This window comes from Neobacillus drentensis NBRC 102427, from assembly GCF_001591445.1.
GTDB classification, from domain to species: domain Bacteria; phylum Bacillota; class Bacilli; order Bacillales; family Cytobacillaceae; genus Neobacillus; species Neobacillus drentensis.
Genome location: NZ_BCUX01000007.1, coordinates 1 through 14,710, shown reverse-complemented (window position 1 = coordinate 14,710; position 14,710 = coordinate 1). Strand labels below are relative to the sequence as shown.

The window sequence follows — 14,710 nt, the reverse complement described above, 5'->3', positions numbered from 1 at the left end:
GCTTATTTTACTTTTGCTGGTTACTCGATTAAGGACAAGTCATCTTAACTAAATTAGAGGTAGTTATTTCAGCACATTTTTTAAGAAAAGCACCTCAAAACGGAACCCTTTATAAAAAGGACACACTGCTTCTTCTACTTAAAAGGCAATATTATAAATATCATTAGGTCAAAGATGATATGAGATACAATTACAAGTGGCATACTTTTCTTCAAAAAATAAAGATATCCCCAAAAAAGACCTGAAATAAAGGCAGCAAGAACTAACAAAAAAGAGCCGGAATAAATATGAACAGAAGCGTACAGGACTGATCCAGTTAAAATACTTACAATTGGTTTAAAGTACTTACTCAGTCTTTTTTGGATAAATCCCCGCCAGAAAAGTTCTTCTCCCGGTGCTGCTACCAAAACTAAAGCTAGGTATTGCCAAAATAATGCTGGCGCATACCAATTATAGAGATTCTTAATACTCGTATTAAACGGGAGATGAAGGATCTTCATTCCCCATATGCCGAGCCAAAAAACGAAATATAATAAGAAACCTGATAGTGCTCCAAAAATGATAAATTTAATAAATGATAATTTATCATCGACATCTTCCTGAAAGGATGAGTATGCGATTAACACCAAAATGGATCCGGAAAATATATACCAAAAGATCGTTCGATCCTGAAATGAAAAAAATAAAAGAACGTGAGCAATAAGTAAACCAATAAGTATGCGAGGGTCTTGGAAGAATTTTTTCATTATCATGAACTCCTTTTAGGAACAATAGAGATTATTTTAACAAATAAGTTTTTCAAATGGAAATCATTACATTGCCCTTTTAGCAATTCGTTTGTTTAGAACGGAAAGAAAAGAAAAAAATAAGAAGGAAGGAAGGGAGTGATAGGGATGAGCAAATCAAAAAGTGAACAAGAACGTGAATGGACAGTAAGGAAGCAAGATCAAAATCCACATGGAAAAGTAAAATCTTTAAAGCAGTTATCTAAAGAACCTGGAAAAGGTTAATAATGATTCGGGTAGGAGTCAAAAAAGAAAAGGCAGCCATGTTGGGACTGTCTTTTCTAGAATTCTATTAATTTAATAAGCGCTTTCTTTTACAACCTTATAGTTTTTGTGATTGACAACTGTACGCTGATCCAATTCTAAATCACGATAATTGTCCATAAATGTTAGGTCGACTATGACAGAATTTTCATTTACCTTTTCTACAATCCCCTTCAAACCACCACGGAATTCTATGATATTTCCTACTTCTGCTTTTCTCACTTTAGTCTCTCTCCTTTACCTCAAAAACTATAATTAAAATCCAGTTAAATAACAGTTTGCACTACTTTATTCAATTCGTAAAGGCTTTTATTTGACAATTATGTTAATTCTTTATAAACATTATTAATATATGAGAAAAAGGGATACAAAAGAATCGATAGCGCTTTCATTTTTTGAAAGTTGGCGTAAGAAATGCCATAACGTTAAAATAAATAGGTAAAGGTGGTGCATTATGATGAAAGAAGAAATGATTTCAGAAATCTTGAATCAATTAATGACAGGGGAACTATCGGAGTACTATGTAAAAAATGATGATTTTATGGAATTTCGTCAAGTCTTAGTAAAAAGAAAAGATTTTAAGCATTTTCGTGGAATAGGTCAAAGGGGCGGCGATGTTTTATATCAATACCTAAAAGAACCAAGAAGTTAATTTTCAAAACGGGGAGATTGCTGTGGAAAAATACATTTTATCAATTGATCAAGGTACCACCAGTTCACGTGCAATTCTATTTAATAAAAATGGAGAGATTGCTCACGTTGCTCAAAAGGAATTTACCCAATATTTCCCTCACCCTGGTTGGGTTGAGCATAATGCAAATGAAATATGGGGGTCAGTTTTATCTGTAATTGCTGAAGTCTTAACAGAGTCAGGAATAAAAGCAGAACAAGTCGCTGGGATTGGCATTACCAATCAGCGTGAAACAACAGTAGTCTGGGATAAGGAATCGGGAGATCCAATATACAATGCAATTGTTTGGCAATCAAGACAAACCAGTAGCATATGTGATGAATTAAAGGAAAAGGGCTATGATGATTTGTTTCGCAAAAAAACAGGTTTGTTAATCGATGCTTATTTTTCCGGAACAAAAGTGAAATGGATTTTGGACAATGTGGAAGGTGCCCGACACAATGCAACAGAGGGGAAATTACTGTTCGGGACCATCGATACCTGGTTAATTTGGAAACTTTCCGGAGGTAAAGCCCATGTCACCGATTATTCAAACGCCTCTCGTACGTTGATGTTTAATATCTTTGAGTTAAAATGGGATGATGAATTAATAGAAATCCTTGATATTCCTAAATCAATGCTACCGGAGGTTCGTCCTTCATCGGAGATTTATGCCCATACGGTTGATTATCATTTATTAGGCAGGGAAGTACCGATAGCAGGGGCAGCCGGGGATCAACAGGCCGCATTGTTTGGGCAGGCCTGTTTCGAAGCCGGTATGGCAAAAAACACGTATGGCACCGGGTGCTTTATGCTTATGAACACGGGGGAAAAAGCTGTCCAATCTGCGCATGGCTTACTTACAACCATTGGCTGGGGGTTAGATGGGAAAGTTGAATATGCACTTGAAGGTAGTATCTTTGTTGCCGGGTCTGCAATTCAATGGCTCCGTGACGGCTTAAGAATCCTGAAGAATGCAAAGGACAGCGAGGGATATGCTGCCAAGGTTGAATCCACGGAAGGTGTTTATGTTGTCCCGGCATTTGTAGGGTTAGGTACACCCTATTGGGATAGTGAAGTACGCGGTGCTGTGTTCGGATTAACGCGAGGAACGACAAAGGAACATTTTGTTCGGGCAACGCTTGAAGCATTAGCTTACCAATCTAAAGATGTCTTATCAGCAATGGAATTTGACTCGGGTATAGAACTCAAAACACTTCGTGTCGATGGTGGGGCTGTTAGTAATAATTTCTTAATGGAATTTCAGAGTGACATTTTATGCGTTCCAGTGGAAAGACCAGTTGTGAATGAAACAACAGCTTTAGGTGTAGCTTATTTAGCCGGGCTAGCTGTTGGCTTTTGGGAAAGCCAAGAGGAAATAGCAAGGCAATGGGCGATTGAGCGAAGGTTCAATCCTAAGATGCCAGTCGAGAAGAGGAAACTTTTATATGATGGTTGGAAAAAAGCAGTAAAGGCTGCAATGGCTTTTAAATAATCTAATTGGTTCATAAGTTTATAAATGATAGAAATTTTTCAGGAAGACCATAAATACATTATCTAATAAGGTAATTTATTTGTGGTCTTTCTATATTCATTGGAGGAATTCAACATGAAATTTTCTATCTTAGAGCGTGAAAAAATAGTCGAAAGACTCCAAACCGAAACTTATGATGTCTTGATTATCGGTGGTGGAATCACAGGCGCAGGGGTTGCTCTCGATGCGCAGGCAAGGGGAATGAAAACAGCTCTTGTTGAAATGCAGGATTTTGCAGCAGGGACATCAAGCAGATCAACGAAATTAGTTCATGGCGGATTGCGTTATTTAAAACAATTTGAAATAAGTATGGTTTCCGAAGTAGGAAAGGAAAGGGCCATTGTTTATGAAAATGGACCTCACGTGACAACACCGGAATGGATATTGCTGCCGATTCATAAAGACGGGACTTTTGGTAAGTTTAGCACAGCCATTGGACTGCGAATTTATGATTTTTTAGCGGGAGTTAAAAAAAATGAACGGAGGCAGATGCTCTCTGTTCCAGAAACACTGGCAAAAGAGCCGCTAATTAAAGAAACAGGATTAATAGGCGGAGGGTATTATGTTGAATACCGTACGGATGACGCGCGGCTGACAATTGAAGTAGTAAAGGCAGCCGTGCAAGGTGGTGCAGTTGCAAATAGCTATACTAAGGTAATTAAGCTTATCTATGAAAATGAACTAGTTGTGGGCTGTATTGTTCAGGACCAAATCACAGATGAGGTGTATCAAGTTAAAGCGAAAAAAATAGTCAATGCTACGGGCCCGTGGGTTGATGAAATTCGAAATCTTGATACATCCAAAAAGGGGAAAATGCTGCAACTTACAAAAGGTGTTCATATCGTGATTGATCAATTTCGGTTTCCATTAAAACAAGCTGTTTATTTTGATACCGCAGATGGAAGGATGATTTTTGCCATTCCGCGTGCAGGAAAAACCTATGTCGGAACTACGGATACTTTTTATGACCAAGATAAGACACAGCCATTAATGAGTTCCAGTGATCGAAGCTATTTAATCAATCAAATTAATTATATGTTTCCTAAAGTTAGCCTATGTGAAAAGGATATTGAATCTAGCTGGGCTGGGATTAGACCCCTAATATATGAAGAAGGTAAAGTAGCTTCTGATATTTCACGGAAGGATGAAATCTGGGAATCATCCTCTGGTCTGGTTACAATTGCTGGAGGCAAATTGACCGGATATCGTAAAATGGCGGAAACTATCGTCAATTTAGTAGCTCAAAGGTTGATGAGTGAAGAGGGAATTGTATATCGGCCCTGTCAGACTGTTAATTTACCGATTTCAGGGGGAAATGTTGGCGGTTCAAATAATTTTAACAACTTTGTGATGGAGCGAATCTCAAAAGGAATGGCAATTGGCTTAACTAAAGCTGATGCCGAACAGCTGACAAGAATGTATGGATCAAACGTGGACGATGTTTTTGAAATTGTAAAACGGGACAAAGCTGATGTGGAAAAGTACAGCATGCCGATTTCGTTATTAGCAATGCTTATTTATGGAATAGAAGAAGAAATGACTGCCACACTGATTGACTTTTTTGTAAGAAGAACAGGATTACTATTATTTGATATTCAATTTGTGCAAAAATGGAAAAATCATGTTACTTCCTATATGGCTGATAGACTCAATTGGACAGAAGAGGAAAAGAACAGATACTCATTATCTCTAGAGGAAAGTTTGGAAAACGCAGTTAATCCCCATGATGATGAAAAGAAAACTCCCTAGTAAGAATTGGGATATGATAAAAGCTGTCAATTAATTGGCGGCTTTTTGGATTTTTTTTTGGTAAAGTGAATGTTTGTGACTGATTTTGATAGAATTGTGACAGATTTGTGACATGTAGTATAAAATAGATTTTTCAGTTGTTTGAAAAAGGCGAAAGTGATATTCTAGCAATTGTATAAACAAAACATTATCATCTGAGTGAAAATTCAATACATGTTTGTTTTCTTTTTGGAAAAAATAAACGGAAAAGATTTCACTTTAACTCTTTAGCTAAATATTGATTTAGTTGACTAAATGATAACAAATGTTTATTTTTAATAAAGCAAGTTTATATTTTTATATAAATATTAAAGGAGTTTGATTATCATGGCAGAAAAGCAATTTAAAGTAGTCGCAGAAACAGGTATACATGCAAGACCAGCAACATTGTTAGTTCAAACAGCTAGCCGATTTGATTCTGAAATTCATTTAGAATATAAAGGTAAGAAAGTTAACTTAAAATCAATAATGGGTGTTATGTCTCTAGGTGTTGGACAAGGTGCTGATATTACCATTTCAGCAGAAGGAAACGATGCAAACGATGCATTAAATAGCCTTGAAGAAACCTTGAAAAAAGAAGGATTGGCAGAATAATGACTTTTTTACATGGCATAGCTGCATCAAACGGGATTGCAATTGCAAAAGCATACCGTCTTGTCGAACCAGATTTATCGTTTGAACAAAAACAAGTTGATGATACTTCTGCAGAGGTTGATCGTTTCAGGCAGGCAATGTCGAAATCAAAAGCAGAACTCGAAGCGATTCGAGAACGGGCTAAAGTCGACCTTGGCGCAGATAAAGCTGCGATTTTTGAAGCACATTTACTCGTCCTTAGTGACCCTGAATTAAATGCACCGATTGAAGAAAAAATTCAGTCTGATAAAGTGAATGCTGAGTCTGCTCTAAAGGAAACGGCGGATATGTTCATTATGATGTTTGAACAAATGGAAAATGAATATATGCGGGAACGTGCAGCAGATATTCGCGATGTAACCAAACGTATATTAGCCCATTTGTTGGGTGTTCAATTGGTTAATCCAAGCATGATTGCTGAAGAAGTGATTATTGTGGCTGAAGACTTAACCCCGTCAGACACCGCACAATTAAACAGACAATTTGTTCTAGGATTTACAACAAATATTGGCGGACGTACCTCACATTCAGCAATAATGGCTCGCTCTCTTGAAATTCCAGCAGTTGTTGGAACAAAGACAGCTACTGAGGAAATCAATAATGGGGATCTTGTTATTGTTGATGGATTAAAGGGTGAAGTACATATTAATCCAACTCCGGAACTTGTTGAGCAATACCGTAAAGTGAATGAAGGGTATGAAGCTCAAAAGGCTGAATGGGCTAAGCTTGTTAATGAACCAACTGTATCAAGTGATAATCACCATGTTGAATTGGTCGCCAATATCGGTACACCTAAGGATTTAAAAGGAGTCATTGAAAATGGTGGGGAAGGTGTAGGCCTATACAGGACTGAATTCCTCTACATGGGAAGAGAGCAACTTCCAACCGAAGACGAACAGTTTGAATCCTATAAAGCCGTTTTAGAAGGATTAACAGGAAAACCGGTTGTTGTTCGTACCTTGGACATTGGCGGGGATAAAGAACTGCCATATTTGGATTTACCAAAAGAAATGAACCCGTTCTTAGGTTTCCGGGCAATCCGTTTATGCTTAGAGGAGCAGGAAATTTTCCGTACCCAGCTAAGAGCACTGTTACGTGCTAGTATCTATGGGAATTTAAAAATAATGTTCCCGATGATTGCAACCCTTGATGAATTCCGTGCTGCAAAGGCGCTTCTTGAAGAAGAAAAGCAAAAGCTTCTTGCTGAAGGACAAAAGGTTTCCGATGAAATTGAACTTGGCATCATGGTGGAAATTCCTTCAACGGCCATCCTAGCTGATCAATTTGCAAAAGAAGTGGACTTCTTTAGTATCGGTACAAATGATTTGATTCAATATACGATGGCTGCTGACCGCATGAACCAACGTGTTTCTTACCTGTATCAGCCATATAGCCCGTCTATTTTACGTTTAGTAAAAATGGTTATTGATGCTTCACATGCAGAAGGAAAATGGACAGGTATGTGTGGGGAAATGGCAGGGGATGAAACAGCAATTCCACTTCTTTTAGGACTTGGGCTTGATGAATTTTCAATGAGTGCCACTTCCATATTAAAAGCTCGTTCGCAAATCAGGAATTTGAAAAAATCTGATATGGAGAAGCTTGCTCAAGAAGTATTAAACATGCAAACCACTGCTCAGGTTATTGAGGCAGTAAATGCTGCTACAAAGTAAAATTATGGCATAGAAAAGACCGACTGATTTTATTAGTTGGTCTTTTCTATGCCATATACTCATTTTCGGGTCAGTCCTTTAGTATGATTACTGGATGAAAATAGGTAAGTAATTAGGAAGAATTGCACATGCTAAAGTTGATATGGTGGAGGTGATTGGAATTATGGAACAAAAACCAGTACATTTTGATGGAAGTTCACAACTGGGTCAAGCAACCAATGAGGCATTGGTTAATGAACCATTCCAGCTGACTGATGAAATGCGAATTAACATTGGTCGTAACCCTTACTCACTAGATGCAAATGAATAAACGTGGTACTTAAAGGATTTGTCTCCTGGCAAATCCTTTCTTTTTGGTTATTTTCCAGCATTATAACTGATAATAATATTGTCTTTACTTAAATGAAAGGTGGAGCTTGAATGGTACGTGTTTTATATATCACTGCACATCCTCATAATGAAACCCAATCCTATAGCATGGCGGTGGGTAAGGCATTTATTGATAGTTATAAACAAATCAATTCCGGTGATGAGGTAATTCATCTAGATTTGTATAGCGAAAATATACCTCATATTGATGCAGACGTATTTAGCGGCTGGGGAAAACTTCGTTCTGGTCAAGGCTTTGATGAGTTAACTGCGGAAGAAAAACAAAAGGTGGGTCGACTCAATGAGTTAAGTGAGCAGTTTGTGAGTGCGGACAAATATGTATTTGTCACGCCTTTATGGAATTTCTCATTTCCACCCGTTATGAAGGCGTACCTTGACTCGGTTGCGGTTGCAGGAAAGACTTTTAAATATACTGAACAGGGTCCAATTGGTCTTTTAACGGATAAAAAGGCATTGCATATACAAGCCCGTGGTGGTTTTTACTCAGAGGGGCCAGCAGCAGAAATGGAAATGGGACACCGTTATATCAGTGTCATGATGAGTTTCTTTGGAGTTCCTTCACTAGAAGGGCTGTTTGTGGAAGGTCATAATGCAATGCCGGACAAGGCGCAAGAAATAAAGGAAAATGCGATTGCCCGTGCCAGGGATCTTGCACATACATTTTAAAAAACTTGCTAGAACATAGGCAAAGAGGCAGAGCAAATCTGTCTCTTTTTTTATATACTTTTGGCAAGTATTCCCTTCATTTATCCTGTATACTATAATTATATTTATTTATCAAGGAGGATTGGAAAGTTAATGGAATTGAATTTAACCGGTAAAACAGCTTTGGTGGTTGCTTCGAGCCAAGGCTTAGGGTTTGCAATAGCTGAGCGTTTAATTAGAGAAGGAGCCAATGTTATGATTTCCGGCCGCGATGAGGAAAAGCTGAGACAAAAAGCAAGTCAGCTTGAATCTATTGGTTTAGGAAAAGTAGCTTATCAAAAAACTGACATAACAGATATAAATGACATTAATCGGTTGGTAAAAGCAACTGCAGAAACATTTCAAACAATTGATTTGCTAGTTAATAATGCTGGAGGTCCTCCTGCAGGTTCGTTTGAAGATTTGAGTGATGAAGACTGGCAGAATTCCTTTGAATTGAATTTATTATCTTACGTTCGAATGATTCGGGCGGCACTGCCTTATTTAAAAGAGCAAGGTGGTAAAATCCTGAATATCGCCTCTACTTCAATTAAAGAACCAATTCCGGGCCTTATTCTCTCGAATACTTTTCGGACAGGCATAGTTGGACTAGCAAAAACACTTGCTTCAGAATTGGCTCAATATAATATTTTGATTAATACAATTGCGCCTGGACGAATTGCAACAGACCGCATCAGTCATTTAGATCAAGTGAACGCTGATAAGCTTGGTGTTGACAGGGAGACAATTGCCTTACAGTCACAAGCAGGAATTCCCTTAAAGCGGTACGGCACCCCGGAGGAATTTGCAAATGTTGCTGCTTTCCTCTTATCTGATGCTAATTCTTATATGACTGGCAGTTCATTCTTAGTAGACGGAGGGATGGTCAAGGCGATCTAAAAACAAATGATTTATTTTTTCCTATATTAACCTTTCTTTACGTTTATTACCGATGTAATTTGGCTATGGTAAAAATATTAAGGGAGTGTTATTAAATGCTGAAAAATATTCGATTAATTACTGTTTTGCTCTTGGTACTATCTGTAACCACGCTATTAAATGGCTGCGGCTTACTTTTTTCCAATGAATTAATTGTCAATCGGTATGCTGATGCTTTGTTAACAAAAAATAATGAACTACAATTCCGGTTTCGAATCAATAGTGAAATATTAGCAGGTCAACAATTATATAAAGTGAAAGTTACTATTCATGATGACAAGTTAGCTGAAGCAATTGGTAAAAGGGAAATAGTTTACGGCGAAGAGCAAGTGCAGAATGGAGAATATTTGGAAGTTGAAGGAAAAGGTGAAAAATATATTTTTATGGACCCGCTTCCTCTAAACGTAGATTTACATATTCATGAGCTTAAAAATATGATTGAAAAGAATAATGCCGTCTCGATTGAAGTATTTAATAATCAAGAGGTTTTCGGCCGTACTTATTTAACAAACTTTTCTTCAGAGTTGTAAAAGTGATTATCTTCTCTTTTAAAAGGGCAAAATAAAATTGTGCATAACTTTGGAGAGAAGGAGCACGAAGACCGGAGCGACTGGGACGTTCCGGTCTTTCTTGTGCTTATTTTTCGGGTAACAAAATTTAATGTTAAAATATAAAGGAATATTTAAAAGAGAGGAAGGATTATTTTGCTTACTTCAGAAAATACGGTAATTGGCTTTATTGGCATTGGTGTTATGGGGAAGAGCATGGCAGGACATTTAATCAATGCCGGCTATTCCATAATTGTTTATTCAAGGACAAAGGAAAAGGCACAAGACCTATTGGATAACGGCGCAGAGTGGGCCGCAACAGCAAAAGACGTAGCTGAAAAAGCATCGGTAATTTTTACTATGGTTGGCTATCCGAGGGATGTGGAGGAAATATATTTTGGCGAAAATGGTTTAATTCACAATGGGGCATCGGGAAGCTACCTTATCGATATGACAACCTCTGCACCATCACTTGCTATTAAAATTTATGAACAGGCTAAAATGAAAGGAATTCAGGCAATAGATGCACCGGTTTCAGGTGGAGATGTAGGTGCGAAGGAAGCTACGCTCTCCATTATGGTTGGCTGTGAACGGGAAGCGTTTGACGAAGTTCTTCCTATATTAGAATTGCTTGGAACAAACGTAGTTTATCAAGGGAACCCAGGTGCTGGGCAGCATACAAAAATGTGCAATCAAATTGCCATTGCCTCAAATATGATAGGTGTTTGTGAGGCCATTATATATGCAGAAAAGGCCGGATTAGACCCTGAGAATGTCTTGAAAAGTATTACAACTGGGGCTGCCGGGAGCTGGTCCCTAAGTAATCTTGCACCAAGAATGTTAGCAGGAAACTTTGAACCCGGTTTTTACATAAAACATTTTATTAAGGATATGAAAATCGCGATAGATGAAGCTGAAAAAATGGAGATGGAAGTTCCGGGACTTTCATTAGCGAAATCTTTGTATGACCAATTAGTCGAAAAAGGAGAGGAAAACAGCGGAACCCATGCCCTTTATAAATTTTGGAAGAGTTAAATATTATGAATAAATTATGCCTATTTTCATGAAACTATGATGGAATTCTTGAAATAGGAGGAATTTTTAATGGCTAAACGGACGAAAAAGAACGACGCAGAACAAAAAAACAAAAAGGGGTTTGATTCTGCAGTAGCAAACGAAGAATTTGCCTCTGAATTTGGCTCAAGCGCTGCAAATCAGGCACATAAGGACAAAGCGAAAAAAGAAAAGGCATCTAAAAACAATGGGGAATATAAAGGTCAGTAATTATTAAGCAATTAAAACCCTCACTTTAATTGGTGAGGGTTTCATTATGCCTTTATATCGAGCTCTTTATAAAGTGTTCCATTCGATTTAAACCGATTTCAAGCGTTTCCATAGAACAAGCAAACGATAACCGGAAATAGCCTTCTCCATATTCTGAAAAAGCGCTGCCAGGAACAACGGCCACTTTTGTTTCTTGGACAAGCTTTAGGGCAAAGTCAAAACTGTTTAATTGAATGGGTTCCGGGATCTTTACGAAGAAGTAAAACGCTCCGTCTGGCTTGACAGCATCAAGTCCCATCGCAGTTAAGCGCTTGTAAACAAATTCTCTTCTTTTTAGATATTCTTTTTTCATTACAAGCGCATCATCAATCCCTTTAGTAACTGCCGCAAAGGCTGCTTTCTGGGCAATGGACGTCGCACAAGAAATATTATATTGATGAACCTTTAAAATATGTCTAGATATGACTTCAGGTGCAAATAAGAAGCCAATTCTCCAGCCAGTCATCGAGTGGGATTTGGATAACCCATTAATGACGATGGTTTGTTCTTTTAGAAAGGAAGCAATTGATTTATGCGGTTGGTCATAGGTAAGCTCACTGTATATTTCATCTGCAAGGATAAAGATATCTTTATTTTTAAGATACTCTGCTATTTCTCTTAGCTCTGACTCTGAGAGACTAACGCCGGTCGGATTAGAGGGGTACGGCAGGACGATGCAACGGGTTTTCTCTGTAATAAAAGGTTTTATCATTTCTAAAGTAAAGCGAAACTGATTTTCCCGGATATCAACATGTACAGGTGTAGCCCCCATCATTTTAATAATCGGTTCATAACCCGGATAAATAGGACCAGGTAATATGACTTCAGCCCCTTCAACTAATATCGTCCGAAAAGCAATGTCAATTGCCTCGCTTGCACCTGCAGTAACAATCACCTCTGATTCAGGTTTATAACTTAAGCCATATTTTTTATTTACAAAATTACACGCAGCTTCCCTTAATTCAATCGTTCCTGCATTGTGAGTATAGGAAGTAAAGTTCTGCTCAATCGCAGCAATACCAGCTTTCTTCACATGCTCCGGGGTTGGGAAATCAGGTTGTCCAATCGTAAACGAAATCAAATCGTCAATATGGGATACCATATTAAAAAATTTTCTAATTCCCGAGATTTCTATATCTTTTACACGTTGATTAATTAATTGTTCCAAATTGTCCATCCTTCCGATTGAAGTTTAGCCTTTTATGAATATAATGATTATAGACTATTTTTAGCCGAAGGTACTACTAAAGAGAAATAAAAAACGATCTGAGTTTTTACTCAGACCGTTTTTAGGGGAAGGGGAGTTTATTTTAAATTAAAGTGTTTTAATAACCATAATCCCAGTCAACCTCGTCCTCGTGCCAAAAAACTGGTGACACAGAACCGAAATTAACTATTTTATCTTCTAGCTTGCAGTTACAATCCTCGCAGCCACATTGCTCTTTAATTTCTTCATAAATGGAATGATCCACATCTTCAATAAATGTAACCTTTTGTTCTTGAAAAAGAATCGCTGTTCCTTTCATTGGTCAAGCACCTCTTTTAAATTTTTTCAACTAAGTATCTTCTCATAATTGTATTGTAATTCCGTATCAATAAAGAGTCTATATGTTAGTGATGTTGTTCACAAAATCATCACTAAGTGTTACATATTAGGATGGATACTCCATAAGAAAAAGCCAGGAATCCTGGCTTCATGAATATCGTTCGCCTAATTTTTTAAAAATAGGCTTTTGATAGGTTTTGCTTTTTTTATGATTAGCTGGGGTTGGATCTAGTTCTGAAATTCCGGTATATAGCTGAAGTAATGCTTTTGCTGAATTTAGTGAAAGTGTTGCCTTTGGATTGCGTACCCGTTCGTCTAATTTACCAAAATGCGGTAGTTCTAGAAAATCGGACTTAGTTGGAGGAATATGAAATGTATACCTTCCGCATTCAACTAACACATCCGACTGCTGTTGACTATTTCGCGGGTTTCCAGAGAAATGGAGACCAACTTTTTTTGCTTTGCCTTCTTCGATCAATTTTTTCAATGTTTCCTGTTTTAATTTGTACAATAATTTGGGATTTGGAGCTGTTTTTGCATGGCGATTCACAATAAAGATAGCTTGAGCGAGGTTTTCGATGGTTAGATTTAGGTTTGTTAGAGGGCCTTTCTGATCATAATTCAAAATATGTTCTCCTTTCAGTTATATAAAACATCTATATTATACCTTTTTTTTTAAGAAATAGGAATAAAGCAGTAATATTTTAGTGAAATAAATATCAAATATTTAATGCTTATTGTATAAAAAATCCTTACCTATTGATGATAAGGATTTTTTTGGATGCTACTTTTCTGTTTTTAATGTGAAGATAGTTAACTCCGGTTTCGACATAAAGCGAAAAGGGAGGCGTGTTGTTCCAATTCCTCGATTGACATAAAGCGAAAGGCGATTATTCTCGCCAATTGAATAAAGGCCCTCTGGGTATATTTGGGCAAAAGGGGGAGTCACAAGAGCCCCGAAAAAAGGAATCTTAATTTGCCCTCCATGGCTATGACCACTAAGCTGCCAATGGACTGGATACTGTATAGCGGTCTCTGCAAGATCCGGGGCATGAGATAATAATATTTTAAAAGTGTCTTTTGGTACATTTTTTAGGGTCAGTGGTAAATTAGGTTTCCCTAACATCGCATCATCAATTCCAAGGAGATAGATAGTACTTCCATCCTGTAATTTAATGGGTGCTGATTCATTCAAAAGTACGGTAAAATCTGCCGTTACCATGATATTTCTGTATATGTCAGAGCCGTAACCACCATGATCATGATTACCAAAAATGCAGTATTTCCCTAGCGGAGCATGTAATTTCGTCAAAATAGGAATCAATTTATTAATTTCTGTATATTGATTTGGCTCGTCCATTAAATCACCGGTAAATAAGATAATGTCTGGTTTAAGAAGATTAATTTTTTCAACTAATTTATTAAATTGATGAAGGTTATATTGAAAACCAAGGTGGGTATCACTAAATTGAATTATTTTTATTCCATTAAAGCTTTTAGGGATAAGTGGATGTTTTATTTGAAGTTTTTGAATATCGAGTAATGAAGGCTCTATTCGATTGGCATATAGATAGCCACCCGAACTTAATCCAAGAACGGTAAGAAATGAACCAAATGTTCGTTTTAAAAAAATTCTCCTCGTCTGTTTTTTAGCCATTTTTTCAACCAGCCTATCTTTTATTAACCTTCTACAAATATGAAGAGTCCCTTTGTATTTTCTTTAAAAACTAACTAGATTGCAAGTGAAAAGGTTCTTTGTAAGTTTTTATTCATAAAAAAGTAAAATATTCAAAAAAAGCAGCCAAAAAAATGGTAACTGGTTTACTTTAGAGGTGCAAACATTTTAAAAACATAGGAAAACGCACTTGAATTCCCCGCAACGCATCTAAACGAGATTCACTTGGGTTTTTTATATAAGAAGTCTTACCCTTAA

Annotated in this window: 18 protein-coding genes; 12 read left to right on the top strand and 6 right to left on the bottom strand. The window is 37.2% G+C overall.

The annotated features are described in order from the left end of the window. Window positions 1-134: 134 nt before the first annotated feature. Window positions 135-746: a CPBP family intramembrane glutamic endopeptidase gene (locus BDR01S_RS03855; protein WP_066252403.1), complete on the bottom strand. Its 612-nt coding sequence runs from the start codon at window positions 744-746 to the stop codon at window positions 135-137. 147 nt (window positions 747-893) lie between these two features. Here BDR01S_RS03855 and BDR01S_RS26185 point away from each other — a divergent pair, with 147 nt between their 5' ends. Next, the gene (locus BDR01S_RS26185) at window positions 894-1,010 is read left to right on the top strand and encodes a DUF6254 family protein (protein WP_235846486.1); all 117 of its coding nucleotides are present in this window, start codon (window positions 894-896) and stop codon (window positions 1,008-1,010) included. Between the two features lie 72 nt (window positions 1,011-1,082). On the opposite strand, the gene BDR01S_RS03850 is transcribed toward BDR01S_RS26185, so the two are convergent. After that, entirely contained in the window at window positions 1,083-1,271 is a 189-nt protein-coding gene (locus BDR01S_RS03850) for a YkvS family protein (protein WP_066252404.1), read from the bottom strand. Between the two features lie 235 nt (window positions 1,272-1,506). Here BDR01S_RS03850 and ykzS point away from each other — a divergent pair, with 235 nt between their 5' ends. From ykzS to BDR01S_RS03800, 11 genes are all read left to right on the top strand, one after another. Continuing rightward, window positions 1,507-1,701 (top strand): protein YkzS, encoded by a 195-nt coding sequence (gene ykzS, locus BDR01S_RS03845; protein WP_066259849.1) that lies wholly within the window; start codon window positions 1,507-1,509, stop codon window positions 1,699-1,701. A gap of 22 nt (window positions 1,702-1,723) precedes the next feature. Continuing rightward, window positions 1,724-3,214, top strand: a complete 1,491-nt coding sequence (gene glpK, locus BDR01S_RS03840) for a glycerol kinase GlpK (protein WP_066252406.1) — start codon at window positions 1,724-1,726, stop codon at window positions 3,212-3,214. Window positions 3,215-3,328: 114 nt separating this feature from the next. Then, window positions 3,329-5,002, top strand: coding sequence for a glycerol-3-phosphate dehydrogenase/oxidase (locus tag BDR01S_RS03835; RefSeq protein ID WP_066252408.1), 1,674 nt, complete (start codon window positions 3,329-3,331; stop codon window positions 5,000-5,002). A 366-nt stretch (window positions 5,003-5,368) separates the two neighbouring features. Beyond that, window positions 5,369-5,635 (top strand): phosphocarrier protein HPr, encoded by a 267-nt coding sequence (locus BDR01S_RS03830; RefSeq protein WP_066252410.1) that lies wholly within the window; start codon window positions 5,369-5,371, stop codon window positions 5,633-5,635. Next, a complete protein-coding gene (ptsP, locus tag BDR01S_RS03825; protein ID WP_066252412.1) occupies window positions 5,635-7,347 on the top strand; it encodes a phosphoenolpyruvate--protein phosphotransferase in 1,713 nt (570 codons plus the stop codon). Before BDR01S_RS03830 ends, ptsP begins: the two co-directional genes overlap by 1 nt. A gap of 163 nt (window positions 7,348-7,510) precedes the next feature. Further along, on the top strand, window positions 7,511-7,657 hold the full coding sequence (locus BDR01S_RS25655; protein WP_169801408.1) for a hypothetical protein: 147 nt from the start codon (window positions 7,511-7,513) through the stop codon (window positions 7,655-7,657). A 110-nt stretch (window positions 7,658-7,767) separates the two neighbouring features. After that, window positions 7,768-8,403 carry an FMN-dependent NADH-azoreductase gene (locus tag BDR01S_RS03820; RefSeq protein WP_066252415.1) on the top strand — a complete coding sequence of 212 codons (636 nt, stop codon included), beginning with the start codon at window positions 7,768-7,770 and terminating at the stop codon, window positions 8,401-8,403. 132 nt (window positions 8,404-8,535) lie between these two features. Then, the gene (locus BDR01S_RS03815; RefSeq protein ID WP_066252417.1) at window positions 8,536-9,321 is read left to right on the top strand and encodes an SDR family oxidoreductase; all 786 of its coding nucleotides are present in this window, start codon (window positions 8,536-8,538) and stop codon (window positions 9,319-9,321) included. Window positions 9,322-9,416: 95 nt separating this feature from the next. Next, entirely contained in the window at window positions 9,417-9,890 is a 474-nt protein-coding gene (locus BDR01S_RS03810) for a hypothetical protein (protein ID WP_066252419.1), read from the top strand. 174 nt (window positions 9,891-10,064) lie between these two features. Beyond that, window positions 10,065-10,943, top strand: a complete 879-nt coding sequence (locus BDR01S_RS03805) for an NAD(P)-dependent oxidoreductase (protein WP_066252420.1) — start codon at window positions 10,065-10,067, stop codon at window positions 10,941-10,943. A 69-nt stretch (window positions 10,944-11,012) separates the two neighbouring features. Then, window positions 11,013-11,192 carry a hypothetical protein gene (locus BDR01S_RS03800; protein ID WP_066252422.1) on the top strand — a complete coding sequence of 60 codons (180 nt, stop codon included), beginning with the start codon at window positions 11,013-11,015 and terminating at the stop codon, window positions 11,190-11,192. A gap of 52 nt (window positions 11,193-11,244) precedes the next feature. Here BDR01S_RS03800 and BDR01S_RS03795 read toward each other — a convergent pair whose 3' ends face one another. The 4 genes from BDR01S_RS03795 to BDR01S_RS03780 form a co-directional block, all read right to left on the bottom strand. Beyond that, window positions 11,245-12,399: an aminotransferase A gene (locus tag BDR01S_RS03795; RefSeq protein ID WP_066252424.1), complete on the bottom strand. Its 1,155-nt coding sequence runs from the start codon at window positions 12,397-12,399 to the stop codon at window positions 11,245-11,247. A 157-nt stretch (window positions 12,400-12,556) separates the two neighbouring features. Continuing rightward, window positions 12,557-12,757 (bottom strand): protein YkzT, encoded by a 201-nt coding sequence (locus BDR01S_RS03790; RefSeq protein WP_066252426.1) that lies wholly within the window; start codon window positions 12,755-12,757, stop codon window positions 12,557-12,559. A gap of 168 nt (window positions 12,758-12,925) precedes the next feature. After that, window positions 12,926-13,402 carry a YkyB family protein gene (locus BDR01S_RS03785; RefSeq protein ID WP_066252428.1) on the bottom strand — a complete coding sequence of 159 codons (477 nt, stop codon included), beginning with the start codon at window positions 13,400-13,402 and terminating at the stop codon, window positions 12,926-12,928. Window positions 13,403-13,561: 159 nt separating this feature from the next. Next, window positions 13,562-14,434, bottom strand: coding sequence for a metallophosphoesterase (locus BDR01S_RS03780; protein ID WP_066252430.1), 873 nt, complete (start codon window positions 14,432-14,434; stop codon window positions 13,562-13,564). Between the last annotated feature and the right edge of the window lie 276 nt (window positions 14,435-14,710).

What these genes read in the sequence shown, in the direction of transcription:
- BDR01S_RS03855 (WP_066252403.1), bottom strand. Translation starts at nt 746, where the DNA reads ATGAAAAAATTCTTCCAAGACCCTCGCATACTTATTGGTTTACTTATT.
- BDR01S_RS26185 (WP_235846486.1), top strand. Translation starts at nt 894, where the DNA reads ATGAGCAAATCAAAAAGTGAACAAGAACGTGAATGGACAGTAAGGAAG.
- ykzS (WP_066259849.1), top strand. Translation starts at nt 1,507, where the DNA reads ATGAAAGAAGAAATGATTTCAGAAATCTTGAATCAATTAATGACAGGG.
- BDR01S_RS03835 (WP_066252408.1), top strand. Translation starts at nt 3,329, where the DNA reads ATGAAATTTTCTATCTTAGAGCGTGAAAAAATAGTCGAAAGACTCCAA.
- BDR01S_RS03830 (WP_066252410.1), top strand. Translation starts at nt 5,369, where the DNA reads ATGGCAGAAAAGCAATTTAAAGTAGTCGCAGAAACAGGTATACATGCA.
- ptsP (WP_066252412.1), top strand. Translation starts at nt 5,635, where the DNA reads ATGACTTTTTTACATGGCATAGCTGCATCAAACGGGATTGCAATTGCA.
- BDR01S_RS25655 (WP_169801408.1), top strand. Translation starts at nt 7,511, where the DNA reads ATGGAACAAAAACCAGTACATTTTGATGGAAGTTCACAACTGGGTCAA.
- BDR01S_RS03820 (WP_066252415.1), top strand. Translation starts at nt 7,768, where the DNA reads ATGGTACGTGTTTTATATATCACTGCACATCCTCATAATGAAACCCAA.
- BDR01S_RS03815 (WP_066252417.1), top strand. Translation starts at nt 8,536, where the DNA reads ATGGAATTGAATTTAACCGGTAAAACAGCTTTGGTGGTTGCTTCGAGC.
- BDR01S_RS03810 (WP_066252419.1), top strand. Translation starts at nt 9,417, where the DNA reads ATGCTGAAAAATATTCGATTAATTACTGTTTTGCTCTTGGTACTATCT.
- BDR01S_RS03800 (WP_066252422.1), top strand. Translation starts at nt 11,013, where the DNA reads ATGGCTAAACGGACGAAAAAGAACGACGCAGAACAAAAAAACAAAAAG.
- BDR01S_RS03790 (WP_066252426.1), bottom strand. Translation starts at nt 12,757, where the DNA reads ATGAAAGGAACAGCGATTCTTTTTCAAGAACAAAAGGTTACATTTATT.
- BDR01S_RS03780 (WP_066252430.1), bottom strand. Translation starts at nt 14,434, where the DNA reads ATGGCTAAAAAACAGACGAGGAGAATTTTTTTAAAACGAACATTTGGT.